This window comes from Rickettsia massiliae MTU5, from assembly GCF_000016625.1.
Taxonomy (GTDB): Bacteria; Pseudomonadota; Alphaproteobacteria; order Rickettsiales; family Rickettsiaceae; genus Rickettsia; species Rickettsia rickettsii.
Map to the genome: position 1 here is coordinate 894,107 of NC_009900.1, position 24,325 is coordinate 918,431.

Consider the following 24,325-nt stretch of genomic DNA (forward strand, 5'->3'; position numbering starts at 1 on the left):
ATGGTTAAATTACTAATAATATATGGAGCAGATCATCGAGATAAAAAACTAATAGAATTAGTACCCGATGATAAACCTGAATTAAAAGCTTTTTTAAGCCTTGCAATAGCGTCTCAAAATAATAATTCTAGCACAATAGATAATTCTCTTGTTACCACTAAAGATATAGAAAAATTAAATGATACCACAAATTTCTATACCAGTTCAAGAATATCTAAAATTGTTGTGGTTGCTGATGAAAATCCTGAAGAGTTGGGACTTGAATTAGCTGGTGAAGTACATGAATAGGTTTCTTAAACATACTCAATAATGACCTATAGAACTATTTTAATATAGGTTAATTTAAAAAATATTGACTTATTAATTTTTATTATGTTTTATTTGAAATAATTATTGATTAATGTTAATAATGATTTTATTTTTTACATAAATAAAGGTTAATTATGCCGCAACTCAAAATAGGTATTTTTAAAATACATAAATATTGTAAAAATATAAAAACTACAACTCAATCAAACGCTAACTATCCCCTAAAGAAAAAAAACTACTGCAAAAAAATTAAACCCCACGGTAAAATATATAAATATGATCCCAACCAAGATATTTGGACACCGGATACTGAACTTCTTGGAACAGATTATGACACATAATTATAAATCTAGCATTCTTGCCTAAATATATATTGTAAACAAATGCTCAGTTTGAGCTTTAAAATCTAATTTATGTTTAATTTACCTATTGATAATATTATCGTATTCATATACCTAATATCTATTCTACTTATTGGTACATATTACCGAGCTAAACATAGTAGTTTTAAGAACTATGCAAATGTTGAAAGTAAAGCGCAAAATAGTAAGCTGTTATTAATAGCTACGATATTTGCAAGTTCTGTCGGAGGAGCCACCACTTTTGGCATTATGGAAAAGGCTTTTTTGGGGCATGAATATTATGCTTACGCTCTTATACTTACAATACCTATAGATATATTAATTGCAATCTATATAGTGCCTTTAATTGCCAAACATTACGGAGCTGAAAGTATCGGCGATATCCTGAGTACATATTACGGTAATATAGGTCGTTTTATCGGAGGGGTTAGTTCGGTTATCGTTTCAGTGGGGTTTTTGGCTGCTCAAATAAGCGTAAGCGGCTATATTTTTCAATATATCTTAGAAATAAATTATGTAAATGGGGTAATTTTAAGTTATAGTATAGTACTTATATATACTACAATAGGCGGTTTACAATCTATTGTTTTTACTAATTTACTACAATTTTTGGCGATGATAATCGCTATACCAACCATAACTTTTATCAGTTTAAATAAAATCGGTTTTGTAGATTTTATTAATAACCTACCTACGGAAAATGCAAATTTTGATCAGAGCAACCTACTTTCTTATACAATTGCAGCAGCTTTAAGCTTTAGCGTCATGAATCTATATCCTACATTTATTCAAAGAGCTTTAATTAATAAAAATCCTACGCAAACAACTAAAGCAATATATGCAAAATCCGCTATATATTTTTTCTTCTTGATTTGCATTACTTTAAATGGTTTAATTGCTTATAAGCTTTATCCAAACCAACCATCAAATTTAGTATTACCTTATTTAATCAACCAAATCATCCCGACTTTAATTCAAGGGATAGTAATGAGCGGACTCTTAGCTGCCGTTATGTCTACTGCTGATTCTGATTTAAACGTTACTTCTATAGCTATTGTTAAAGATATAATCAATCCTATTTTTAAGGTTAAAAATCAGCAACAATTATTATTAATTGCTCGAATTATTAACGTTATAATAGGAAGTGTTGCAATAATTGTAGCTTTAAAATTTAGTAATGTAATTGACTTAGTAGTATTCTTCACTGGTTTCTGGGGACCGGTAATATTAATACCGTTAATAACAACGCTTTTTGGTATCAAAACATCTAAAACTATAATGGTCTTATCATCACTTGGCGGAGCAGCTACTTTCTTAATATGGGAATATTATTCTTTATCGTTGCAATATTTCAACCTTAGAGGAGTGTTTATAGGGACGATGGCGAGTCTTGTGATATTTATTCTAGGATGGTGGTATTCTAATGTTATTACGAGGCAAGTCATATAAAATATATTATATATTTACTTGAAGTTTTAAATAATTTAATATATTAACTCAAGGTTAATAATTGAATTATGAGGATTTTATGTCTAAGCACAATAGTATTGAAGGAAAATATAGCATAATAATTCCTATTGAAGACGAGAATGGGAGAATAAAATTTAAGCTTAATTCACGTGATGACGTTAATGGCAGCACTTTAGCTGATATAGCTACGTATTCAGAAAATATGCGTAATATGTATTACTCTACTAAGCAAAAAAATGATGCTGTTAACTCTTTAATGACAGGAGCTTTAAATTATTCTATTCATGGTACAATGACTCCATCTTATCCTGACTTAATAAATTTAATATTAATGATTTATCTCAGAATGATGAACCTAAATTAATAGGCGAAGCATGCCAAGAACTTAAAGATCCTATTGAGGATATAAAAAGCTAGCCTTATTGCATGAATCCAGAAACCTGCTCGATGTCATTCCTGAGGAAGCGGGAATTCAGTGACAAGTAGGATAAATCGAGCTTTTAATTTTTAAAATTTAGTATGTCTAGACTTTTTAGTGACTGGATTCCCGCCTCCGCGGGAATGACATCGCAACTCATACCACTAGGTTTTTCATGAGTTATAATATTAGTTTTTTCTGTGCAAAACATTAAAAATCATCTCAGCAAGTGACTTGTTAATACCATTTACTTTAGCAAGCTCATCTATGGTCGCGTCGCATACTGCTTTATACGAACCGAAATAATGCAGTAATGCTTTTTTACGAGTTGCACCTACGCCCTCTATATCGTCAAGGCTTGATATTTTTATAGCACGTGATCTACCTAGTCTATGATTCTTTATGGCAAAATTATGTGCCTCATCTCGCAAGATTTGTAAATATTTCATAACCGGCAAATTCTTATCTAGAGTAAATACTTCCTTACCTATCACATGGAACTGTTCAAGACCGGCATTTCTATCTACTCCTTTTGACATACAAACAAAAGGAATATTCATTTCCAATTTATCCATCACCTCTTTAACGACGCCTAAATGCCCTTTGCCACCATCTATAATCATTAAGCTTGGCAATTTATGCGGCTCTTGCCTTAACCTTGCAAGTCGCCTTGTTAGGACTTGCCGGAGCATCTCATAATCGTCACCTTTTATGTCACCCCCGCAGTTCTTTATGCCATCATTCCCGCTTTCGCGGGAATGACATACGAGAGAGGGAGCATTGACATTAAAAACCCGATATTCTTTTTTATCAAAACCGACTTTACCAGCAACTACCATCACGCCAACCGCAAACTTACCTTGAATATGGCTATTATCATAAATCTCAATTCTTTCAGGAATTTCAGAAAGACCAAATAGCTCTTTAATTTCAAACATAATCTCTTGATTTTTTGCAAATTTCTTCAAATACTGCTCTAGAGAAAATAAAGCATTTGTCTCGGCATTTTGAACTAATTTAGCCTTACCACCTTTATTAGGTACTGTAATATTAAGCTGAAGTATATTGTTGATTTTCTTAATCGCCTCTATCACCTCTTTATCATTAATTTCATGATTAATTATAATTTCCGCAGGCACGTGTTGTTTTTGGTAAAATTGTAATAAAAAATATTCTAATACTTCTTCTTTGGTACTATTTTCGGTAGAAGTAGGAAAATAAGGAATATTACCGCATGCTTGCCCTGCCCTATATAAAAACACTTCCACGCAATAATGCCCGTTCTTTTCCACAATAGCGATTATATCTGCGTCTTTAACGACATCTGAAACCCCTGCCTTAAGCTGCACATAACTAAGTGCTTTAATGCGATCTCTAATTTCTGCCGCCTCTTCAAAACGCATCTGACTACTTAGCTCTTCCATCTTTCTAGATAGGTTCTCTTGGAGTTCTTTAGTGCGACCTTGTAAGAAATCTTTAACCTGAGTTACTAAGTCTCTATAGACTTCCTTGTTTATTTTACCGACGCAAGGAGCATAACAACGTTTTATTTCATATTGTAAGCAAGGGCGAGTACGTGAATTAAAGTAATTATCCGTGCAGGAACGTAATTTAAAAATTTTTTGTAGTTCGGTCAAAGTAGTATTAACTTCTGCACTCGAGGCAAAAGGACCAAAAAACTTCCCGTCACTTAGAGTTTTACCTCGATATTTTAGTAATTGCGGGAAATCATGATCTAAACGTAACTTAATGAAAGGAAAAGACTTGTAGTCCTTAAGAAGAATATTAAATTTCGGCTGAAATTTCTTGATTAGCTGTGCTTCTAAAAGTAGTGCTTCAACCTCGGAATTAGTGATGCTATACTCTACAAAACAAGTATTTGCAATCATCCGAAGCGTCTTATTATCTAAATCGCTTTTAATGTAATTAGTAAGGCGTTTCTTTAAATTTTTAGCTTTACCGACATAGATAACTTGCTTGTTAACGTCAAACATCCGATAAACCCCTGAACGTTCAGGAGCATCTATAAGTTTAGATTTAATTAACTCACTTCCGGTAATTTCTAGGGTCATATGTATAGTTTCCTATGTCATGCTTAGCTAAAAGCCGGAATCCAGAAAAAATAACCTTAATATTGATATAAAAATTACACATTAAACCTAAAAAAACAAGTTTTTTATAGGTTTTACTGGATTCCCGCCTTTGCGGGCATGACATAGAAGAGTGAACCATGCAACAATAACCTTCAATTCCCCGTTTTATTATATGGATTGTCATTTGCGACTTTAACATTCACTATTTTTCGTGTATTGTCATCAAAGAAAAAGGTTATTTTAAACTCATCTCCTACATTTAAATCTACTTTTGGGTCATAAAGCATAATATGCATGCCACCGGGCTTAAAATCAACATTAATATTACCGGCAATTGAAAATGGATAATCCACTTTTACCATTTTACTAACCCCTTGATCATTAATTGTTTGATGAATTTCTATTCCACTTATCTTATCTGAAGATATATTCACTAAATTATAACTCTTACTTCTACTATTTATTAATGTAAAATACATAGCAGAATTGCTAACTTTACCTTGCACATTTGTTGTAGGTCTTGCCCAAGGCTGTGCAAAGTGAACGGCTGCCTCTGCAGGTAAATCATCGAGCTGATCAGAAGAAGAATTTGTAGAATTAGGATTTTGAGCTGTTTGGTTATCAGCATAGCTTATTGCACAAATTAAAGTTATAAAACTAATTAGTAATGTTTTTAGCATAATAATACCCTTAATAAATTAAAATGAAATATTAGCATAGATTAAATATAAATCTAGTTTTTTAAAAGATATTTTGTGTACAATTCTTGTGGTAATCTCTCTATAGCATAACGAACTGCGGTTCTTGGCATTTGTAAAGTATAGCGATCCCAAAAATCTATTCATTGTTTTTCATCTTTTTTTTCTGCTTCACGTAGCATCTAACCTACTGCTTTATGCATTAAATCATGTTTATCGTTTAAGAGTAATTTTGCTATTTCAAAAGTCGTATCTAATGTATTATTTTTGATACAATACCAAGTAGCAACTATAGCTATTCGTCTTTCCCACAGAATTTCCGATTTTGTTAGTGTAAAGAGATAATCCTTTTCTTTATCCCATAAATAAGCTCCGATTATATGATGAGCTGATGCATCCACTAAATTCCAATTATTTACGTGTGTTATATTGTTTAAATAAAAATTATACAAAAACTCTTTATCTTGTGCTGTCTGATATTGCATAATCAAAATAGCTAACGCTAAAAATCTCTCTTCATTAAATTCTGAAGTAATAAGTCGGCTTAAATCCTCCATATCCAAATTATAATAACTTTTAGCTATTGTACGTAAAGTCGGCACGGTAACACCAATAAATCGGTCATGCTCTCCATACTCTCCTTCTCTAGTTTTCCAGAATAACGTTCTACGTTCTACAGGAATAGTAGCATTCTCAAGTAAAATATTTCTAATTTGTTGTAAATTTTCTCTCATGTTCAATAAGCCATTTTTTACGATGTAATCCCCCGCCATATCCTCCAAGTTCGCCATTGCTATTAATAATACGATGACAAGGAACAATGATTGCTAACTGATTCATACCGTTAGCATTTGCAACAGCTCTATAAGAAGTAGGTTTGCCCAAAGCTTTAGCCTGATTTAAATAGCTTCGTGTTTCACCGTAAGGTATATTCATTAGCTCTTGCCATACTAATTTTTGAAATTCGCTTCCTAAAAGATATATAGGAGTATTAAATTTTTGCAAAGTACCGCTAAAGTAAGATTTAAGCTCCTCTTCAATTGATATGATCGGTCTAGTGCGATCTTCAATAATAGCCGATTTTGTGTTAATCTTAAGTCTTTTAATTTTATACTCTAATCCTTTACTTGCAACAAAATCGAGCAAATAAAGCCTCTCTGTATCACTAATTGCCAGCATAGAACCAAGAGGCGTATCAAGCCAAGCGGATTTTAAACTCATTATTTTACCCTAAACTAACAATTTATAGGTAATCACTATGATAAAAGCTCATGTTTTTAAATATTCTCAGGTAATTTTAACCAAGAGGGAACTCGCTATAATAAAATTTAGCGAATACAGCGGACTAAGTAGTATACCGGATATTGCTACTATGGCACAAGAAGAAGAAAAACCTAACGGAATAATAGATCAGTATAAAACTGGTAAAATAACTACCGCACAATTTCGTAAGAAAATGAATGAGCTTATACAAGAAAAAAACAGTAATCCTATACGAGATAATGAGGTTTTGATAAAGGCTGGAATGCTATGTGCAAAATAGAACCTGAAAAGTTAACAGAGCTATATAACTTACAACAGACGCATAAATTTTATATCCACATTATAGGTAATACAAACGAATTACAGCATAATTATATTCAACAAAAAATAGAAAAAGCTCCAAATCAACCTACCATTTCTTATACACTTTCATACAAACTTTGGTAACTCAGGTGAGAGAAAATTAAAACATTATACAAAACATTTTTTAGCAGCTCACGATTATGAACCGGTATGGCATATGGAACCTCAAAATGACTATGACCAAAACGCTTTAGACATATTAGGAAAATATTATGATAATACGACTACCATGATCTTTAGCAAAATCAATTTAGGCTTTCCACAACATCATCTAAATTTTCATTATTAAAGTCAATCCTCATTTCTTTTTTAACAACATCAAAAAAAATAATCATCAAGTGAATTTCTCATTTCATTTAAAATGCAGGTGTTTTTTGTCCAATGAACAATTATTTCCTGCTTCATGATGTCATAGGTATCAAGAGCAATTTGAATGGCATTTTCACGCTGATTTTGATCTTTTCGATTCTGTAAGAAGCTAAGTGATTTTCTATAAAAAGCTATTATTGTTTTGTTAGTGCCGAGTTCACTTGGCACATCATTTTTAAATTCAACGCTTATTTTTTTAACTCTATTTACAAGATCACTATCCGATAAACGTTTATTATGATGCTGTATTATTGTGTTATTTATAAATTGATATTTTGTTTTTTTCTCCCTCTTCTCGCCAAATACTCCAATACTTGTCTGAGCTGCCTACAGTAGCATATTTCGCTTCATTTTTATTTATAGCAATTAATAATTGAGCATAATGAAAAAGATGCGGTATTTCATCTGATTTTTGATTACGTATATGCTGAGATATAGCTTGATCTAATGACTCGATAGGCGATTTACATTCAATTAATACAAAAGGTATGCCATATTAACGAATAATACAATATCACATATACGACGTATACTACCTTTACGTATTTGACTCTACCGGCATTTCAAAAACAGCATGATAAACATTATTTTTAGGCGTTATACCTACAATACTATCGGGAAAGGCTGAATCGAAATCAAGTATTGCAGTAATTTCTATGTTAGCTGCAATTGCTAATACAATAGTTCCTTTAGGAAATAATCTACTTACTTTTAAGCCTTTTTCGTTTAAAGTCTGTTTATAATATCTAACGTAACTACTTCGTAATATCTAGGGTCATTGCTTGGACGAATAGAAAACTTACCACATTGAATATAAGCTATCTCTCCAAGGGTACTCTTGAATCATCCTTTAACAACCCCAAGCTCTTTTAGATGAATATCCAGCTGTGCACGTATATTTACTAAATCTCGAGTTATTGGATTTCTTGTTGCAGTTCTGCTATGTTAACTTCTTCCTCATTCTCATATGTATCAATATAACAGGGACTATTTAAATTATATTTATTTTCACGAATTTCTTCGATATTTGCTCGATGAGAATATTTTTCAATGATTTTTCTATTTTTATAAGTATCAACAATTTTATTAATATGCTCGTCTTCTAAAAAATTCTGCCCTTTACCTGCGTTAAAAAATCCACTAGCATCGATAAATAATATATCTTTTCGTTGTTCGTTTTCTCCTTTCTCTTCTCTTGAGCGATCAAATACTAAAATAGCAACAGGAATACTAGTTGAAGTAAAAAGATTAGCAGGCAGACCAATTACTGCATCTAATAAATTATCTTCGATTAAACTCTGACGAATTTAAACCTTCGTTTCCCCCACGAAATAATACGCCGTGCGGTACTACTATAGCAGCACGTCCACTCCGCGGCTTAGTGGTTTTAATCATATGCAAAATAAAGGCATCATCTCCCTTACTTTTAGGAAGGATACCACGCTCAAAACGATTATACTCATCATTAGCTGCGTTTTCATGTCCCCATTTTTCTAAACTAAAAGGCGGGTTAGCAACAACTATATCAAACGCCATAAGCTTATCGTTTTCAAGTAACGCCGGATGATTTAGTGTATCACCCCAATAAATATGTGCTCCGCCTTCCGCATGCAAAAACATATTCATCTGTGCTAATGCCCATGTTGTATTAGTCATTTCTTGACCGTAAAGTGCATAATTATCATCCTCTACTTCTTTAACCGCTCTAATTAATAGTGAACCGGAGCCACAAGCCGGATCACAAATTGTATTGCCGGACTCCGGAGCAGCAAGCTTGGCAAGTAAAGTTGATACGGCAGCAGGAGTATAAAATTCTTCGGCTTTTGTGCCTGCATCTGAAGCAAAGCGTGATATTAGATAAATATAACATTCGCCTATAATATCTACACTGACTCTATCGGGACTTAAATCTAATTCCGGTTTGTTAAAATCTTCTAACAGCATTTTTAAACGACGATTTCGTTCTTTGATCTTACCTAAATTATATTCTGAGTTAAAATCGACACGAAATACTTCACCTAATTTAGCAGAGTTCTCCTTTTCTATTTGTTCTAAAGCTTCATTTATAAGTTCACCGATATTTAGATGCTTCTCGTTGTCCGAAAACATCATAAAAATTTGCACCTTGCGGTATTACAAATTGTTCTCATTTTAATTGTTGTTCAGCTCTTAAAAGTTTGTCTTTATATTTATCTGCAATCTCCTTTATTTCTTCTAGCGTATAATTATTAGATAAAATTTTAACAAATTCTGTATGAGGTAGATTAGCTATTTTTACGTATTTATATCTTGGAAACTCATTTTATCTTGATAATGATTTGTAAAAGTATATTGCTCATTTTCATAGATAAAATTAACTTTAGCATTTTGCCCCAAAGTTATAGGCATAGAAGGACATTCTTCGTCTAGTATTCTAAGAGCAATGCCTTGATATATCTCTATTACAAGAGAATCATAGGTGTTAAACTCTGCAATTTTTATAGAAAAATCCTCGTCTACAATCAATTTAAAAGGTCTGTTATTAGCATTTATTTCTCAAGCTCTATTAGTGATATTAAAATTAACACGTGCATTATTTATGTCTATACTACCTAAGCCATTATAGTAATTCATAGTATCGGTGATACCTAAAAAATATTACTATTAGTATCTAAACTAAAAAGAGTGAGTAATATTATCACCTACAGTAACGCCAAACCAACTATCAAGACCCATGCTTGCTGCTCCCTTTGCATTTATATTTTTTGTTGTACCACTCATAGTCCTTATTTTTTTGTTAATTTATAAGAAAATAATATTAATAAGTCAATAAGTTGTATTTAATAATTTATTATTCTCTTCACTACTATAATTACTGAGTTCTAGCAAAGCTTCGTGTATTTCTTTCTCAAGTAAATAGTAACCTCAGCTTTTGAGTATGTAGATTATATTGTTTTTGCCTAGATTTTGCTGTTATAAATACTTCCCATAACCAATAGTAGGTACAGAATATTTTTTTAGCAAGACATGGAGTGAAAATTAAAACAAAAGGAACATTCAAAGTTTTTACTAAATTTCAAAAAAACTTGAAATCCTTATCGGAAGTGGTGGAGGCAAAGGGAATCGAACCCTTGACCCTCTGCGTGCAAAGCAGATGCTCTACCCCTGAGCTATGCCCCCGATTATTTATTGGCGAGGTTTTTGGAAGTGAAAATATTAAGATAAACTTTTAACTAATCCCCAAGGTAATGGCTGACCATTGCTCCCTACGACTAAATCTCCGGAAGATTCATATTCGGCAGCTAGAAAAGACTTTTGAGCAGCAATAAGCTTGACCGGTTTGATTTTCTGACCGTTATGAAAATATTCTTTAGCCTGTTCCCTAGAAGTCGGGTTATTTTTGGAAGCTGTTTTTGCTTTAGACATATACTATTAACTTTTTCTTAAACTTGTGAAGAATATAAAACTTTTTCCTAAACTTGTCAATAACTACCGTGTTGATACATAGACATTGCCTAGAAAAAGTTGATAATTTGAAAAGTTTACGTCATTGCGAGGAAAATTACAAAGTAATTGACGAAGCAATCTCAGGAGTTTGTTATTGCATAAGATTGCCACGCAGCCTACGGCTGCTCGCAATGACGATTTGGTATCCATGCAACAGGAGCCTACAGCCGCTTACAATGACAGTATCAACAATTTCTAGACAATGCCTATAAATATTAAGATATCTCAAAACATCATTATTCTTCCGTTATTACTTCACTTTCACCGACGAATGCTATTTTAAATTCTACTATTTCTGATATCGTTTTTCCATCATATATACTAAACCCTACTCCTTTAAATTCTACTTTTGCGTTGATATCAGCACCATATGATACTAACAGCTCATATATTTCATCATCCTTAATATCTTTAGAAATACATCGAACGTTTTTAGCAACCGCATGCAAAGGTATTCCTCCGGATTTTTTTTGATCCACCTCAGCTCCGTTCTTAAGTAATAATTTTGCTACATTAAAGTGCTTACCGCTTCATATAAAGGTGATCCTAGCCAAGCTCCATCGTTCCCGTTTACTGCAGCGCCTTTTGATATTAGATATTCTGCTACTTTATAATTTCCGTGACGTGCGGCTGAATTTCAAGGAGTATCCTTCAAAATATCACTACACATTAACATTTGCTTTTTTCTTCAACTAACCATTTAGCAACTTTTAGTGCATTATTTGTAGATGCCGAAGATAGTTCAGTAGTAGATACTGCACCTAATTCATTTAAACTCCTTACTACGCCCACTTTATCAAGAAAAATAGACTCTTTGAAAACATTTTCAAAGCTACATTGTTTTACATAATGTTCTATATCTTGCACTACTCTATTTGACTTTAGCAACAGAGTTAAATTACTATTTAATAGTTTTTATCATATCTTGCGTCAACATAAGCTTTTTGAAGTCACTCAAAACATTCTTTTTGCTCAGGGGTTGCTATAGGAAATACTTGCAATAACTCATTATTATAATTTTCTGCCATACTCCCTAATTCTTCTATATCATGCAATTTAGGTTTGTAATTGGAAAAAACTAACAAGATGCTACTGTAAAAACTCTCCGTAGCTTAATGAAGATAAAAAGCACTTTTGTTTAATTCATCTCTTTCAAATGGATATTTGCAATCAATCAAAAACCCGCATCCACTTCTAAACCATTCTTCATAGTAATCTTTAGCAATTTCTTTCATCTCGCTCCAAGGGAAATCTTTAGCTTTGCTAAGTGTAAATTCCTTGCTATCATATAAAAGAATGCCTTCTTTTTTTATATCCGTATAAAAATAACGTCCTTTTTCTAACTGCCTGTTTACTTCATCTATTGATTCAAGAATTATTGATATTCGTGAGTCATATGGGATAATTTGAGGCTTTATTACTCCTGTCTTTTTTAATTTGGTATATATTGTATCTTTTAATCTTAAAGCAGTATATCCTTTATATTTACCTTTCTTCAGAATTATCAAAATATCGGTATCGCTATGGTAACCGTTAGGTAGATCACGCACCCAATCACCTCTTGCAAAAGAGCCATACACGATAATCATAGCGATTTTATCTTGTGCAATATCTAGAATTTGCTGCACTATAAAATTAAGCCTAGCTTGGATTTTTAGAGAACGCTGAGGTAAAGTGGTTTTCATCTATTCATGTGCACCATGACAATATTTATATTTCTTGCCTGAACCGCACGGGCATAGCTCATTACGAGATACCCTACCCCAACTAGTAGGATCGTCAGGGTTTCTATCTTTTGGGTCAATGCGTGATACGACTGGTTTAAGGTCAGTCTCAAGGCTACTTCCTGCGTTATATTTACTAAATGCCGGATCTTCCCGACTCTCACGCATATTTTGCTGAAGTTTTTTATACTCAAGCGAAACATCTTCTTTTTGAACATGTTTTAAGTCAATATGGAAATGGTATACGGTTTGAATAAATAATTCTTTTAAATTATTAAGCATCTGCTCGAATAAGTTAAATGCTTCTCTTTTATACTCACTAAGAGGGTCTTTTTGGGCATAAGCTCGAAGAGATATGCCTTGTCTTAAATGATCTAAGCTATATAAATGATCTTTCCAAACTTGATCAAGGGTAGTTAGTAAAATATATTTCACGGCATTATGCATTAACTCACTACTATAGGCTTCTTCTTTTGACTTATATATATCATGAGCCATTTGTATAACGGTCTTCGTGATTTCTTCTTCCGTTACATCATTTTTACTTACTACATTATGATCAAATTTTATAGAAAAAACACGATGTAATTCTACGCTTAAATTCTCTATATCCCAATCTTCTCTATAAGAGCCTACCGGCATGAAAGTTAATACTATCTTTTTGGCGAGTTCCTCAGTAGTACTATTTAAGAAACCGTGACTATCTTTAGATTTAATAATTTCAGTACGTTGCTCGTATATTATCTTACGTTGGTCATTCATTACATCATCAAAACGTAATAAATTTTTACGCATTTCGTAGTTATGTCCTTCCACTTTTTGCTGCGCTTTCTCAAGTGAACGACTAATCATCGGATGGTGGATAGCCTCTCCGTCTTTCAATCCAAGTGTTCTTAGGACTCCTGATATACGATCTGATGCAAAAATACGCATTAAATCGTCATCAAGCGATAGGAAAAACTTAGTTTTACCAGGATCACCTTGTCTACCTGATCTTCCTCTTAGCTGATTATCTATCCTACGGCTTTCATGCCTTTCCGTACCTATCACAAATAAGCCGCCTGCCTCAATAACCTGCTTCTTTTCTTCGGCAATTTGAGCTTTTATTTCAGCTATTTTAGCTTCATAATTATGTTCTTTATCCAGCTGTTCTATTAACATTTCAGGATTACCGCCAAGCATAATATCAGTACCGCGCCCTGCCATATTAGTTGCAATCGTTACTGCCTTAAACCTACCTGCTTGAGCAATAATAAAAGCTTCCTGCTCATGAAATTTGGCGTTTAATACTTTATGAGGGATTTTTTCTTTATTTAAAACGCTTGAAAGTTCTTCTGACTTTTCTATGCTTATCGTACCGACAAGTATAGGCTGTCCACGATCGTAACAATCCTTAATTAGCTTTAAGATAGCATCATATTTTTCTTTTTTACTGCCGTAAATTTCGTCATCAAGGTCAAGCCTTGTAACTTTATTATGGGTTGGGACTGCGACCACATCGAGATTATATATATCTTTTAGTTCCGGTGCTTCGGTCATAGCCGTACCGGTCATACCCGATAATTTAGGATAATTACGAAAATAATTTTGGAAAGTAATAGATGCTAAAGTTTGGTTCTCATTTTGAATTTTTACATTTTCTTTTGCTTCTAATGCTTGATGTAACCCTTCCGAATATCTACGCCCTTCCATTACACGACCGGTAAACTCATCAATAATCATTACTTTACCTTCACGCACCAAATAATCTACATTAACAGTAAACATATTATGAGCTCTTAAGGCTTGGTTAACATAATGTACTAAAGTTAAATTCTCAAAATCATATAAACCGGTATCCGGTTTTATAATATTTTCTTTACTTAAAAGCGATTCTATATGTGTAATGCCGGTTTCCGTTAAATTGATAGTTTTTAATTTTTCGTCTTTTTCAAAATCACTTGCATTAAGCAGACGTACTATTTTATCAATTTTACCGTATAATTCTGAATTATCATTAACCGGACCCGAGATAACGAGCGGCGTTCTTGCTTCATCTATCAAAATCGAATCAACCTCATCGATGATAGCAAAATTAAAAGGACGAAGTACCCGCTCCTGCAAGCTATACTTCATATTATCCCTTAAATAATCGAAACCGAGTTCATTATTTGTTGCATGAGTAATATCGGCGTTATAGGCGGCTCGTTTTATCTCATCAGGCATACCGCCAACAATACATCCAACCGATAAACCTAAAAAATTGTAAATTTTACCCATGGAAGCAGAATCACGGCTTGCTAGATAATCATTTACGGTTACAACATGTACACCTTTTCCGGTTAAAGCATTTAAGTAAGCAGGAAGCGTTGCAACTAAGGTCTTACCCTCACCGGTACGCATTTCGGTAATCATGCCTCGATGTAATATCAGGCCGCCTATAAGCTGAACGTCAAAATGACGCATACCGCAAACTCTTCTAGCTGCTTCCCTAACTACCGCAAACGCCTCATATACTATATCGTCTAAAGTAGCTCCGTTTTTAAGCTTTTCTTTAAACTCCACAGTTTTATTCTTCAACTCCTCATCTGATAATTTTTGTATAGCAGGTTCAAGCGAGTTAATTTTTGTAATTTCGGAAAATAGTTTTTTTACAGTACGATCATTTGCAGTACCGAAAAGTTTTTTTAAAATAGAAAGCATTAAAGTCCTTATGATATTTTTAGTATTTTAGTACTTAAATATAGGTATATTTTATAAAATTATCAAATGTTATAATTTTATTTAAATGAATAATTTTTTATTGAAAGGCATTTGCTTACTACAAATATTTGCAAATTATTATTAATAAATAAAATATTCTCAAATAGCTGTTGACGGTTATATATTATTTTTATAAAATTTAAGCTTATATTTAATACAATTATGAGTCATAAATGAAAAAATTATCTGTTATATTTTTATCAGTTAGCATGCTTTCCGGTATTGCTTTTGCTGATAAAGACAAGGTAGTTGCTACCTATAAAGGCGGTGAAGTAAAAGAATCGCAAATTATGAAAGAATTTAAGCCTCAGCTTAATCTTCAATCAGGTGAAACAATCAAAAATTTTGATGATTTTCCACCACAAGATCAGGAAAAATTAATAAAAATTTATGTTAATAATCTTTTGTTAAAAGAAGAAGTTGCTAAGTCAAATATTACTTCTTCTAAAGAATTCCAAGAAAAACTTGAAAATGCAAAAAATCAATTAGCTCAACAAGAATTACTAGCAAACTACATAAAATCTAACATTACAGATAAGATGTTTGATGACGAATATAGTAAATATGTCGGTAATCTTAAAGGTAAAGAACAAATAAAAGTCGCTCATATTTTAGTTAAATCTCAAAAAGAAGCTAATGATATAAAAACCAAATTAAGCAAAGGCGGAAACTTTACTAAGCTTGCAGAAGAGTTATCTCTTGATAAAGCTTCAGCTTCAAACGGCGGCGTTGTCGGTTACATTCTACTAAATCAACCTGGGCAGTTAGTACCGGAATTTGAAAAGAAAGCTTTTGCTTTAAAAGTAAATGAAGTTTCAACTCCTGTAAAAACCGATTTCGGTTGGCATATTATCAAAGTGCTTGAGAAAAAACCTGTGCCTATTCCAACAAAAGAAGAAGCAAAAGTAACTATTGATAATATATTAGCTGCAGAAGTACTAAAGAAATATATTTCTGATTTAGAAGCTAAAGCTGATTTAAAAATCATGTTACCTAAAGCAGACAGCAAAGCCGGATCGTAATTTATATTTTGTCATTGCGAGAGCGGGCATTCCCCGCATACCAAGGCGTCATTACGAGGAAAAACTGTAAGTTTTGACGAAGCAATCCCAGAAGTTTGTTATTACTGCGTGAGATTGCCACGTCGCTTCGCTCCTCGCAATAACGGTTTGGGTATCCACGCAACAATGCCTCCGCGGGAATGACATAGGGTACACACAGTAACACCTCTACCCAAGAATAACATTATAACTACTCTCAATCACAGCAAACGCTACGCATACAGGATAATCATCAGCAAGAGAAAGGTGAATATTAAAAGGAGAGAGTTTGTTTGTATAGTTTGAGCTAACTTCTACTATAGGCTTACCTAAATCATTATTTAGTATAGTAATATCTTTAAAATTTATACCTTGACCTATACCGACTCCAAAGGCTTTACTAACAGCCTCTTTAGCAGCAAAACGCTTGGCTAAAAAAGCAGCATGGTGTATTTTCCCCAACAAAACAAACTGTTTTAATTCCTGTGAAGTTAGAATTTTTTTAGCAAAAAGTTCCGGATATAAATGTAATATTTTTTCGATTCTAGGAATTTGTACTATATCAGTACCAACACCGATAAGCATTTACTTATCGGTGTCATAATCTTCGCCATTCTCATCAATAAAGATTTGATCATCTAAATCAGAATAATCTTCCCCAATATAAACTTCAGGTAAATACTCAAATTTTTCTTCTACATCTTCTGATTCATCTTGATTAACAAACGACTCTATCATAGTTCTTGTACGCAGACTATTTATTAAATCTTGTTCTAACTGAGCTACCGATACTTTTCCGGCAGCAATTCTACGTAATGCGATAACAGGAGGCTTATCACGCTTTTCTTTTTTGATTTGATTAGTTTCTACTTTATAGTTTAATAATTTAGCATATCTTGTTGCTAGGACAACAAGCCGAAACCTATCCGGTATAATTTTATTACAATCTTCTGCTGTAATTCTTGCCATAATTTTTCTCCGTTCAAAATAGTATACTACAAATAAATAGGAAACGAGTATACGGAGATCAACTTCAAAAAGAGCAAGGAGTTCACAAGGCAAGGAACGCAGCACTTAATACGTGAGTACCGCAGCTCTTGTAGAACGACGTAGCCAATTTTTGAAGTTGATCGAGTATATTATACCCTTTTTATATCTGCACCGCAATTACTTAATTTTTTTTCTAAATCTTGGAAGCCACGATCTAAATGATATATTCGGTGTAATACGGTTTTGCTATTAGTACTAAGACCGGCGAGTATTAACGATACCGAAGCTCTAAGATCACTTGCCATAACTTCTGCGCCTTTTAACATTTCTACACCTCGAACAACCGCCTTATTACCTCGTACTACTATATCTGCTCCCATTCTACATAATTCAGGGACATGCATGAAACGATTTTCAAAAATATTCTCGGTGATCATTGAAACACCGCTACTAAGCGTCATAAGGCTCATAAATTGAGCTTGCAAATCAGTAGCAAAGCCAGGATAGGGATTAGTTTCTAAATCAACTGAATTTAACTTCCCTTCATAAGTTACTTGAACTCCGTTATTGATCGGCACGACTTTTATACCTGTTTCGATAAGTTTTAAAGCTATATTTTCTACAATATGGTAATCAATCCCACAAATTTTTACATCACCTTTAGTAATAGCTGCCGCAAACATATAAGTACCGGCTTCAATACGATCAGAAAGTACTTTATAGCTCGCTTTATTTAAAGAATCCTTGCCTTTAATTGTTATTTCGCTAGTGCCGATACCTGCAATATCGGCTCCCATTGTGATAAGACAATTACATAAATCAACTATTTCCGGCTCTCGACCGCAATTAAAAAGCACAGTTTCCCCCTCTGTTAAAACAGCTGCAAGTATTGCATTAATCGTAGCACCTACGGAAACTTTATCAAAAACAAAATGAGTACCTTTTAAGCGTCCTTTACTTGAAGCGTTAATATAACCGTCTTCTATTTCAATCGTAGCTCCCATAGCTTTTAATACAGCAATATGCAAATCTACTTGCCTTGCTCCAATAGCACAACCACCCGGAAGCGATACTTTTGCTTTACCGTATTTGGTAAGCAAAGGACCAAGCACCCAAATCGATGCTCTCATTTTACGGACTATTTCATAATCTGCAGTAAAGTTATTTATATTTTCGGTATTAATTATAAGCTCAAATTCATCTTGATGTTCTATTATTTCAATATCTGCCCCGTGACTTCGGAGCAAATCTTTCATAGTACCAACATCCGTTAACTTTGGAACATTAGTAATATGCAGTTTATCGGTAAGAATAGACGCTGCCATAATAGGTAGCACGGCATTTTTAGCACCGCTAATATTAATACTACCTTTCAGAGGTTTACCACCGTGAATAATTAATTTGTGCATAAATTATTTTGATAAAATTGTAACGTCATTTTGCGAGGGAAAACTGATTAAATTGTCATCCCGCGACTTAATCGCGGGATCCAGTTAAAAATACTAATATTAGTATTTTTAGTTATTTTCTGGATACCGTGGTCAAGCCACGGTATGACAGCGATTATACTACACATCCAAATTCACGACATTCAACGCATTTGCTTGGATAAATAACCTGCGAGGTTCAACAACGTCACCCATTAAAGTAGAGAAAATGCCTTCTGCTTCATCAATTTCTGCAACTCTTACCTGAAGCAAAGTTCTTTTTGTAGGATCAAGAGTAGTTTCCCATAGCTGGTCGGAATTCATCTCACCAAGACCCTTAAAACGCTGAATATTTATACCTCTTTTTCCGCATTCTATAATGGTATTTAACAACTGACTCGGTGTTAAAATATCGAATTCCTGACTTTTCACTATAAGCTTTAATTGCTTACTAAATATATCAAAAATCGTTAAAGCAAGCTTTGATATTTGTACAAACTCAAATGATTCTAACTGCTCTTTCAATAATATTTTACTTTCTTTTAAACCCCTACTAAAGCGGAAGAACTCTATTTTATTTTCATGTTTTAAAACTTCCCAATTAGTCTTATCAGGCGAATCTTCTAAGCTATTTAAAACATCTAAAGCTTTTTTAAGTCTTAAATCACTTTCAGGCTCAAATATTTTGTTATTAAGTAAGTCATTAATCGCAAGAATTTCGGTAATTGAGCGATTAAATTTTTTGCTAGCATGGTCAAGCAAGCCGTTAAACTTAACTACTTTATTAATTAGCTCTTCTAAATTATCACCCACTAACTGCTCTTTACAGTCTAGAATTAAGGTTGTATCATTAATAGTTGATTTGATCAAATAATCTTGCAGCGCTTGCTCATTCTTTAAATAAAGCTCGGCTGCTCCTTTCTTTACTTTATAAAGCGGTGGCTGAGCTATATATAGATAGCCTTTATTTATTAGCTCAGGCATATGACGATAGAAAAACGTGAGTAATAAAGTTCTAATGTGCGAGCCGTCAACATCAGCATCGGTCATAATAATAACTTTATGGTATCTAAGCTTTTCTAAGGAAAATTCTCGTTCAACACTAATTCCAAGAGCTGTAATTAACGTACCGATTTGGTCCGAACCGAGCATTTTATCAAATCTTGCACGTTCAACGTTCAAAATTTTACCACGCAAAGGCAATATAGCCTGAATTTTGCTATCCCTACCCTGCTTTGCAGTACCGCCCGCAGAGTCCCCCTCAACAATAAACAATTCTGAAATAGCAGGATCTTTTGCATGGCAATCTGCAAGTTTACCTGGTAAATTCGAGACTTCTAAAGCTGATTTTCTTCGAGTGAGTTCCCTTGCTTTTCTAGCAGCTTCACGAGCATTCGCAGCTTCCATAATCTTAGCTATAATTGCCTTAGCTTCCGCTGGATGCTCTTCAAACCACTCAAGAACCTTTGTATAAACGGCATTCTCAACAACCGGTCGTACTTCGGAGCTTACTAGCTTATCTTTTGTTTGAGAAGAAAATTTAGGATCAGGAACTTTAACGGAAAGCACACAACATAGTCCTTCCCTAGTATCGTCACCGCTAAAGTCATTTTTAGCTTTTTTATTAGTAGTATCAAGATACGAGGTAATAACACGTGTTATCGCTGATTTGAAAGCACTAAGATGAGTTCCGCCATCACGCTGCCTAATATTATTAGTAAAGCATAAAATATTTTCATGATAAGAATCGTTCCAATGCATCGCAAGCTCAAAGCTCATACCGGACTCAACATTCTCCGTATTAACTACTATACATGGATGGATAGCGTGCTTCGCTCTGTCTATATATTTTACATAAGCTTCTATACCGCCCGTATAATAAAACTCTACTTTTTTAACTTCTTCAAAGCGATTATCGACGAGTAAAATCTTTACGCCTGAATTTAAAAAAGCAAGCTCACGAAGACGATGCTCTATAGTGCCGAAATCAAATTCTATATTAGTAAACGTTTCTACAGACGGAAAAAAAGTAACTTCCGTACCTTTTTTATCAATATTTTCTTTGACAACCGCAAGCGGAGCTTCCGTTATACCGTTATTAAATCTAATCAAATATTCCTTATTATTACGCCAAATACGCAGCTCAAGCCATTCAGAAAGAGCATTTACAACCGATACACCGACACCGTGTAGACCGCCTGCAACCTTATAAGTGTTCTGGTCAAACTTACCGCCGGCGTGAAGTTGCGTCATAATAACTTCAGCTGCCGATATTCCTTCTTCTTCATGAATTTCAACGGGTATACCTCGCCCGTTATCGGATACGGTTACTGAACCGTTTTTATTTAATGTTACTCGTACTAGATTGCAATAACCGGCAAGCGACTCGTCGATAGCGTTGTCGACTACTTCATAAATCATATGATGTAGACCCGACCCGTCTCCAACATCCCCGATATACATTCCCGGTCTTTTTCTTACGGCTTCAAGACCTTTTAAAACCTTTATGGAATCAGCACCGTATGATGATTCGTTAAATTTTTCTTCAATTTCCGACATATTATATATTTGGCTCTATTACTTGTTGCTAGAAACAATAAAAATGACTATAATGTAACTTATTAAAATAGTAAAGTTTCTTGATTTAAAATTGACGAGATAACAAAATAAAGATTGATAATTTAAAAAGTTTACGTCATTGCAAGAAAATTACGAAGTAATTGTACGTCCGCAATCTCAGGATATTTGCGGGATTGCCACGCAGCCTACGGCTGCTCGCAATGACGATATCAATTGATTCTAGTCAATACCAAATTAGCGAGATAACAATGAATATATTAAAGTTAAAAAATATTTTCGACGTAATTAATGATTATGACGTGTTTTTATTCGATCTTTGGGGGGTAATAATTGAAGGGGGGCGTACCTATCCGGGCGTCGTACAAAATATCAATAAGATTATTGAACGAAAAAAAGTATATTTTGTCACTAATGCTCCCCGAAATATTTTGTCACTGCATCAAACAATTAAATCTTGGGGATTAAATGCAGAACCGGAAATGATCATTAGCTCAGGCGAAATAGCAGTAGAAATGATACTAGAAAGTAAAGAGCGGTTCGGTATAGAAAAACCAGTAATATATCATTTAGGACATTTAGAAAATGATATAATAAACAGAATTCAATATCCTATCACTGATGATATTAACAAAGCTAATATTTTCTTAATGACTATTTACAGAGATGAAAACGAAAATTTAGATTTAAACGAATTCGATGAATTATTTAAAATTGTTGTACAACGTAAAATGGTCAATATTTGTGCTAATCCTGACCTTGGAATAAATCAGCACGGTGTTTATAGATATTGTAGCGGCTATTATGCCGAAAAAATAAAGCAGCTTGGCGGAAAAGTAATTTATAGCGGTAAGCCATATGAAGAAATATATAGCAAAATTTTAAAAGAATGTCATAATACCCCTAAGAATCGCATGTTAATGATTGGGGACACTGTTTACACCGATATACTTGCAGCAAATCGCCTTGGTATAGACTCTGCCCTAGTGTTAACCGGAAATTCTAGAGAATATCATATTGATTTTGATAATATTGATGAAAAACTAGATAGTTTAATGAAAGCTGCTGTTAAGCAATCTATTACACCTAGTTTTGTTGTTGATTTATCTTGAATAGCTTTGCCGTCATTGCAAACGACTAAAGGTGTTGTCGCATGGCTAGTTTATGTCATTCCCGCTTCCGCGGGAATGACATAGAAAGGCGGAAATGACATCAAAAGAACTCTATTGATATTTTACTCATAATCTGCTATAGAGTAAAACTTAAGCGGTCGTGGCGAAATTGGTAGACGCGCAGCATTGAGGGTGCTGTTCTGTAAAAAGATTGGAAGTTCAAGTCTTCTCGACCGCACCATTCGCCGGTTTTTCACAAAGTCAAATTTTTGTCTGTTTCGACACTTCAGATTTTATATTTACTCCTAAGTTCTTCTTGTTAACAAATGTTGGCGCTAATTGTATACTCCTGATAAATGAAAAGGAGTTGAAATAAAAACTATTGCTTATTTGTACTCTGTGATTTATATTGATTAGCAAATTGTACACAATTCTGTGCCAAGCCTAGCTAAACCAGCTTTAAATAATTATAATAAGTCTATAATAAACTATTAGGTCAATAGGCTATGCCTAATTTTAATATATTTAAAAGCATCTTACCAGATCATCACGATCAATTTGCTGAAATTTTTGATCAAATTAACGATCTGATCGAAGATCACAATTATGATGCTGCTGCAAACAGGCTGGCCAAGCTTCATTATGCCGATTTAGCAGATTTCTTAGATAATCTTAACAATAAAACATATAAAATAATTATTCCTTTATTACAGGATGAAATTAAGCCTGAAACGTTAGTATCATTAAATGCTTATAGTAAACCTTTAATAATAGAAACTTTAGGCATAAAAAAATCTGCAGAATTAATCAATAAGCTAGTTATAGAAGATGCTATTGAAGTAGTAATCGATCTAGACGATGATATAAAAGACCTTATCCTAAGTAATCTCACTAAAGAAAAAAAACACCAAATTACCGTAGGTTGTACATATCCCGAAAATACGGTAGGTAGGGTAATTGAGCGCGATTTTATTAATCTTCAAGAAGGATGGACTGTCGAGGAATCATTAAATTTTATCAAGAACGTAAAGAATGACTTTTATGCAGCAATCGTTACGGATAATAAATTACGCCCTATCGGTATTATTTCTCTCAGCACGCTAATTAAAGGCAAAAAAAATGAATTGATAAAAGATTTGATGAGCAAAGATTTTAAGCTTGCAGATGCTTTTACCGACTTAAATGAACTAAGCTTCATTTTTAGACAATATGCTTTAACTATTGTACCGGTAGTAAATAAAAGCGGTAAGTTAGTAGGTAGCGTATCAATCGATAATATAATTTATATTATCGAAGAACAAGCCGGCAAAGATATATTATCATTAAGCGGGGTACACACTCAAGATACTTTCTTCAATGTATTTTATACCGTTAAACATCGTTTTCCTTGGCTCTTTGTTAATCTAATCACTGCCTGCATGACCTCACTTATCATTAACCATTTTAACGATACTATTGCAAAACTTGTAACGCTTGCAGCCACTATGCCTATTGTAGCTTCAATGGGTGGAAATGCCGGCACACAAGCCATGACCGTTACGGTTAGAGCCCTTGCTAATAAAGATATTCATTATAGTAATGTCAATAAAGTTATATTAAAAGAAATAGCCGTATCGGCTTTTAACGGTTTTGTACTTGCAATTATCGGAGCAGGACTTAGCTTTGTGATGTTGCTTGACTTAAATCTTAGCGTTATTTTTGCTATTGCAGTTATTTTAAATTTTTTAGTAGCCGGATTATTCGGCTCTGCTATTCCTATAATACTGCATTATTTTGATATAGACCCCGCTACAGGCTCCGGTGTATTTCTAACAACCATAACCGATGCTCTAGGTTTCCTAACTTTCTTAAGCCTTGCTCATATTTTTTTAGTGTAAAATTT

At 33.5% G+C, this 24,325-nt stretch carries 23 protein-coding genes, 2 tRNA genes and 3 pseudogenes; 9 read left to right on the top strand and 19 right to left on the bottom strand.

Annotated features, from left to right (window positions below):
• From RMA_RS11080 to RMA_RS04855, 4 genes and pseudogenes are all read left to right on the top strand, one after another.
• Positions 1–288, top strand: a complete 288-nt coding sequence (locus RMA_RS11080) for a hypothetical protein (protein ID WP_041404774.1) — start codon at positions 1–3, stop codon at positions 286–288.
• A 155-nt stretch (positions 289–443) separates the two neighbouring features.
• Positions 444–650 carry a hypothetical protein gene (locus RMA_RS04840; protein WP_041404775.1) on the top strand — a complete coding sequence of 69 codons (207 nt, stop codon included), beginning with the start codon at positions 444–446 and terminating at the stop codon, positions 648–650.
• Between the two features lie 72 nt (positions 651–722).
• A complete protein-coding gene (locus RMA_RS04845) occupies positions 723–2,120 on the top strand; it encodes a sodium:solute symporter (RefSeq protein WP_012152958.1) in 1,398 nt (465 codons plus the stop codon).
• A gap of 223 nt (positions 2,121–2,343) precedes the next feature.
• A pseudogene (locus RMA_RS04855) lies at positions 2,344–2,558 on the top strand (hypothetical protein).
• Positions 2,559–2,747: 189 nt separating this feature from the next.
• Here the strand turns inward: RMA_RS04855 and uvrC are convergent.
• From uvrC to RMA_RS04880, 4 genes are all read right to left on the bottom strand, one after another.
• On the bottom strand, positions 2,748–4,631 hold the full coding sequence (gene uvrC / locus RMA_RS04860) for an excinuclease ABC subunit UvrC (protein WP_041404776.1): 1,884 nt from the start codon (positions 4,629–4,631) through the stop codon (positions 2,748–2,750).
• Positions 4,632–4,804: 173 nt separating this feature from the next.
• On the bottom strand, positions 4,805–5,332 hold the full coding sequence (locus tag RMA_RS04865; protein WP_041404777.1) for a copper chaperone PCu(A)C: 528 nt from the start codon (positions 5,330–5,332) through the stop codon (positions 4,805–4,807).
• A gap of 200 nt (positions 5,333–5,532) precedes the next feature.
• Positions 5,533–6,084, bottom strand: a complete 552-nt coding sequence (locus tag RMA_RS04870) for a DNA alkylation repair protein (RefSeq protein ID WP_238375408.1) — start codon at positions 6,082–6,084, stop codon at positions 5,533–5,535.
• Complete coding sequence (locus RMA_RS04880; protein WP_041404778.1) at positions 6,059–6,571, bottom strand: methylated-DNA--[protein]-cysteine S-methyltransferase; 513 nt, start codon at positions 6,569–6,571, stop codon at positions 6,059–6,061. Before RMA_RS04880 ends, RMA_RS04870 begins: the two co-directional genes overlap by 26 nt.
• Before the next feature lie 235 nt (positions 6,572–6,806).
• On the opposite strand from RMA_RS04880, the pseudogene RMA_RS12050 reads away from it, so the two are divergent.
• Positions 6,807–6,994, top strand: a pseudogene (locus RMA_RS12050) (hypothetical protein); the annotation flags it as partial.
• A 607-nt stretch (positions 6,995–7,601) separates the two neighbouring features.
• Here RMA_RS12050 and RMA_RS12295 read toward each other — a convergent pair.
• The 11 genes and pseudogenes from RMA_RS12295 to secA all read right to left on the bottom strand — a co-directional run bounded on the left by RMA_RS12295 (position 7,602) and on the right by secA (position 15,237).
• Complete coding sequence (locus RMA_RS12295; protein ID WP_081427929.1) at positions 7,602–7,835, bottom strand: type I restriction endonuclease; 234 nt, start codon at positions 7,833–7,835, stop codon at positions 7,602–7,604.
• A gap of 424 nt (positions 7,836–8,259) precedes the next feature.
• Positions 8,260–8,652, bottom strand: a complete 393-nt coding sequence (locus RMA_RS11775) for an N-6 DNA methylase (protein ID WP_202964946.1) — start codon at positions 8,650–8,652, stop codon at positions 8,260–8,262.
• Positions 8,627–9,457, bottom strand: a complete 831-nt coding sequence (locus RMA_RS11780) for a class I SAM-dependent DNA methyltransferase (RefSeq protein ID WP_202964936.1) — start codon at positions 9,455–9,457, stop codon at positions 8,627–8,629. The genes RMA_RS11775 and RMA_RS11780 overlap by 26 nt, the downstream gene beginning before the upstream one ends.
• A 34-nt stretch (positions 9,458–9,491) precedes the next feature.
• Positions 9,492–9,958: pseudogene (locus tag RMA_RS12055) on the bottom strand (hypothetical protein).
• A 471-nt stretch (positions 9,959–10,429) separates the two neighbouring features.
• Positions 10,430–10,504 (bottom strand) — tRNA-Ala (locus RMA_RS04905).
• A 36-nt stretch (positions 10,505–10,540) separates the two neighbouring features.
• The gene (locus RMA_RS04910) at positions 10,541–10,750 is read right to left on the bottom strand and encodes a hypothetical protein (RefSeq protein WP_004998070.1); all 210 of its coding nucleotides are present in this window, start codon (positions 10,748–10,750) and stop codon (positions 10,541–10,543) included.
• A gap of 317 nt (positions 10,751–11,067) precedes the next feature.
• Positions 11,068–11,310, bottom strand: a complete 243-nt coding sequence (locus RMA_RS04915; protein ID WP_041404780.1) for an ankyrin repeat domain-containing protein — start codon at positions 11,308–11,310, stop codon at positions 11,068–11,070.
• A gap of 190 nt (positions 11,311–11,500) precedes the next feature.
• The gene (locus RMA_RS04925) at positions 11,501–11,719 is read right to left on the bottom strand and encodes a hypothetical protein (protein ID WP_148194414.1); all 219 of its coding nucleotides are present in this window, start codon (positions 11,717–11,719) and stop codon (positions 11,501–11,503) included.
• A gap of 62 nt (positions 11,720–11,781) precedes the next feature.
• Complete coding sequence (locus RMA_RS11785) at positions 11,782–11,916, bottom strand: hypothetical protein (RefSeq protein ID WP_274377905.1); 135 nt, start codon at positions 11,914–11,916, stop codon at positions 11,782–11,784.
• Positions 11,917–11,943: 27 nt separating this feature from the next.
• On the bottom strand, positions 11,944–12,516 hold the full coding sequence (locus RMA_RS04930; RefSeq protein ID WP_238375409.1) for a nucleotidyltransferase domain-containing protein: 573 nt from the start codon (positions 12,514–12,516) through the stop codon (positions 11,944–11,946).
• Entirely contained in the window at positions 12,517–15,237 is a 2,721-nt protein-coding gene (secA, locus tag RMA_RS04935) for a preprotein translocase subunit SecA (protein WP_041404781.1), read from the bottom strand.
• Between the two features lie 233 nt (positions 15,238–15,470).
• On the opposite strand from secA, the gene RMA_RS04940 reads away from it, so the two are divergent.
• Positions 15,471–16,319: a peptidylprolyl isomerase gene (locus RMA_RS04940; RefSeq protein WP_012152964.1), complete on the top strand. Its 849-nt coding sequence runs from the start codon at positions 15,471–15,473 to the stop codon at positions 16,317–16,319.
• Positions 16,320–16,526: 207 nt separating this feature from the next.
• Here RMA_RS04940 and acpS read toward each other — a convergent pair whose 3' ends face one another.
• The 4 genes from acpS to gyrB form a co-directional block, all read right to left on the bottom strand.
• Positions 16,527–16,922 (bottom strand): holo-ACP synthase, encoded by a 396-nt coding sequence (gene acpS, locus RMA_RS04945; RefSeq protein ID WP_012152965.1) that lies wholly within the window; start codon positions 16,920–16,922, stop codon positions 16,527–16,529.
• Entirely contained in the window at positions 16,923–17,306 is a 384-nt protein-coding gene (rpoZ, locus tag RMA_RS04950; RefSeq protein WP_041404782.1) for a DNA-directed RNA polymerase subunit omega, read from the bottom strand. It abuts the gene before it with no gap.
• A 170-nt stretch (positions 17,307–17,476) separates the two neighbouring features.
• Entirely contained in the window at positions 17,477–18,736 is a 1,260-nt protein-coding gene (gene murA / locus RMA_RS04955; protein WP_012152967.1) for a UDP-N-acetylglucosamine 1-carboxyvinyltransferase, read from the bottom strand.
• A gap of 159 nt (positions 18,737–18,895) precedes the next feature.
• Complete coding sequence (gyrB, locus tag RMA_RS04960; RefSeq protein ID WP_041404783.1) at positions 18,896–21,313, bottom strand: DNA topoisomerase (ATP-hydrolyzing) subunit B; 2,418 nt, start codon at positions 21,311–21,313, stop codon at positions 18,896–18,898.
• 269 nt (positions 21,314–21,582) lie between these two features.
• Between gyrB and RMA_RS04965 the strand changes: the two genes are divergently transcribed.
• The 3 genes from RMA_RS04965 to mgtE all read left to right on the top strand — a co-directional run bounded on the left by RMA_RS04965 (position 21,583) and on the right by mgtE (position 24,320).
• Positions 21,583–22,443 carry a TIGR01459 family HAD-type hydrolase gene (locus RMA_RS04965; protein ID WP_014365630.1) on the top strand — a complete coding sequence of 287 codons (861 nt, stop codon included), beginning with the start codon at positions 21,583–21,585 and terminating at the stop codon, positions 22,441–22,443.
• Positions 22,444–22,597: 154 nt separating this feature from the next.
• A tRNA-Leu gene (locus RMA_RS04970) sits at positions 22,598–22,684 on the top strand.
• A 265-nt stretch (positions 22,685–22,949) separates the two neighbouring features.
• A complete protein-coding gene (gene mgtE / locus RMA_RS04975) occupies positions 22,950–24,320 on the top strand; it encodes a magnesium transporter (RefSeq protein ID WP_012152970.1) in 1,371 nt (456 codons plus the stop codon).
• Positions 24,321–24,325 lie beyond the last annotated feature (5 nt).

Bases quoted from the DNA above. Each gene is read 5' to 3' on its own strand.
- uvrC (WP_041404776.1), bottom strand. From the start codon at position 4,631: ATGACCCTAGAAATTACCGGAAGTGAGTTAATTAAATCTAAACTTATA.
- RMA_RS11780 (WP_202964936.1), bottom strand. From the start codon at position 9,457: ATGATGTTTTCGGACAACGAGAAGCATCTAAATATCGGTGAACTTATA.
- acpS (WP_012152965.1), bottom strand. From the start codon at position 16,922: ATGCTTATCGGTGTTGGTACTGATATAGTACAAATTCCTAGAATCGAA.
- RMA_RS04865 (WP_041404777.1), bottom strand. From the start codon at position 5,332: ATGCTAAAAACATTACTAATTAGTTTTATAACTTTAATTTGTGCAATA.
- rpoZ (WP_041404782.1), bottom strand. From the start codon at position 17,306: ATGGCAAGAATTACAGCAGAAGATTGTAATAAAATTATACCGGATAGG.
- gyrB (WP_041404783.1), bottom strand. From the start codon at position 21,313: ATGTCGGAAATTGAAGAAAAATTTAACGAATCATCATACGGTGCTGAT.
- RMA_RS04930 (WP_238375409.1), bottom strand. From the start codon at position 12,516: ATGAAAACCACTTTACCTCAGCGTTCTCTAAAAATCCAAGCTAGGCTT.
- RMA_RS04880 (WP_041404778.1), bottom strand. From the start codon at position 6,571: ATGAGTTTAAAATCCGCTTGGCTTGATACGCCTCTTGGTTCTATGCTG.
- RMA_RS04965 (WP_014365630.1), top strand. From the start codon at position 21,583: ATGAATATATTAAAGTTAAAAAATATTTTCGACGTAATTAATGATTAT.
- RMA_RS04910 (WP_004998070.1), bottom strand. From the start codon at position 10,750: ATGTCTAAAGCAAAAACAGCTTCCAAAAATAACCCGACTTCTAGGGAA.
- RMA_RS04840 (WP_041404775.1), top strand. From the start codon at position 444: ATGCCGCAACTCAAAATAGGTATTTTTAAAATACATAAATATTGTAAA.
- RMA_RS04845 (WP_012152958.1), top strand. From the start codon at position 723: ATGTTTAATTTACCTATTGATAATATTATCGTATTCATATACCTAATA.
- RMA_RS11080 (WP_041404774.1), top strand. From the start codon at position 1: ATGGTTAAATTACTAATAATATATGGAGCAGATCATCGAGATAAAAAA.
- RMA_RS04870 (WP_238375408.1), bottom strand. From the start codon at position 6,084: ATGAGAGAAAATTTACAACAAATTAGAAATATTTTACTTGAGAATGCT.
- secA (WP_041404781.1), bottom strand. From the start codon at position 15,237: ATGCTTTCTATTTTAAAAAAACTTTTCGGTACTGCAAATGATCGTACT.
- RMA_RS04940 (WP_012152964.1), top strand. From the start codon at position 15,471: ATGAAAAAATTATCTGTTATATTTTTATCAGTTAGCATGCTTTCCGGT.
- murA (WP_012152967.1), bottom strand. From the start codon at position 18,736: ATGCACAAATTAATTATTCACGGTGGTAAACCTCTGAAAGGTAGTATT.
- mgtE (WP_012152970.1), top strand. From the start codon at position 22,950: ATGCCTAATTTTAATATATTTAAAAGCATCTTACCAGATCATCACGAT.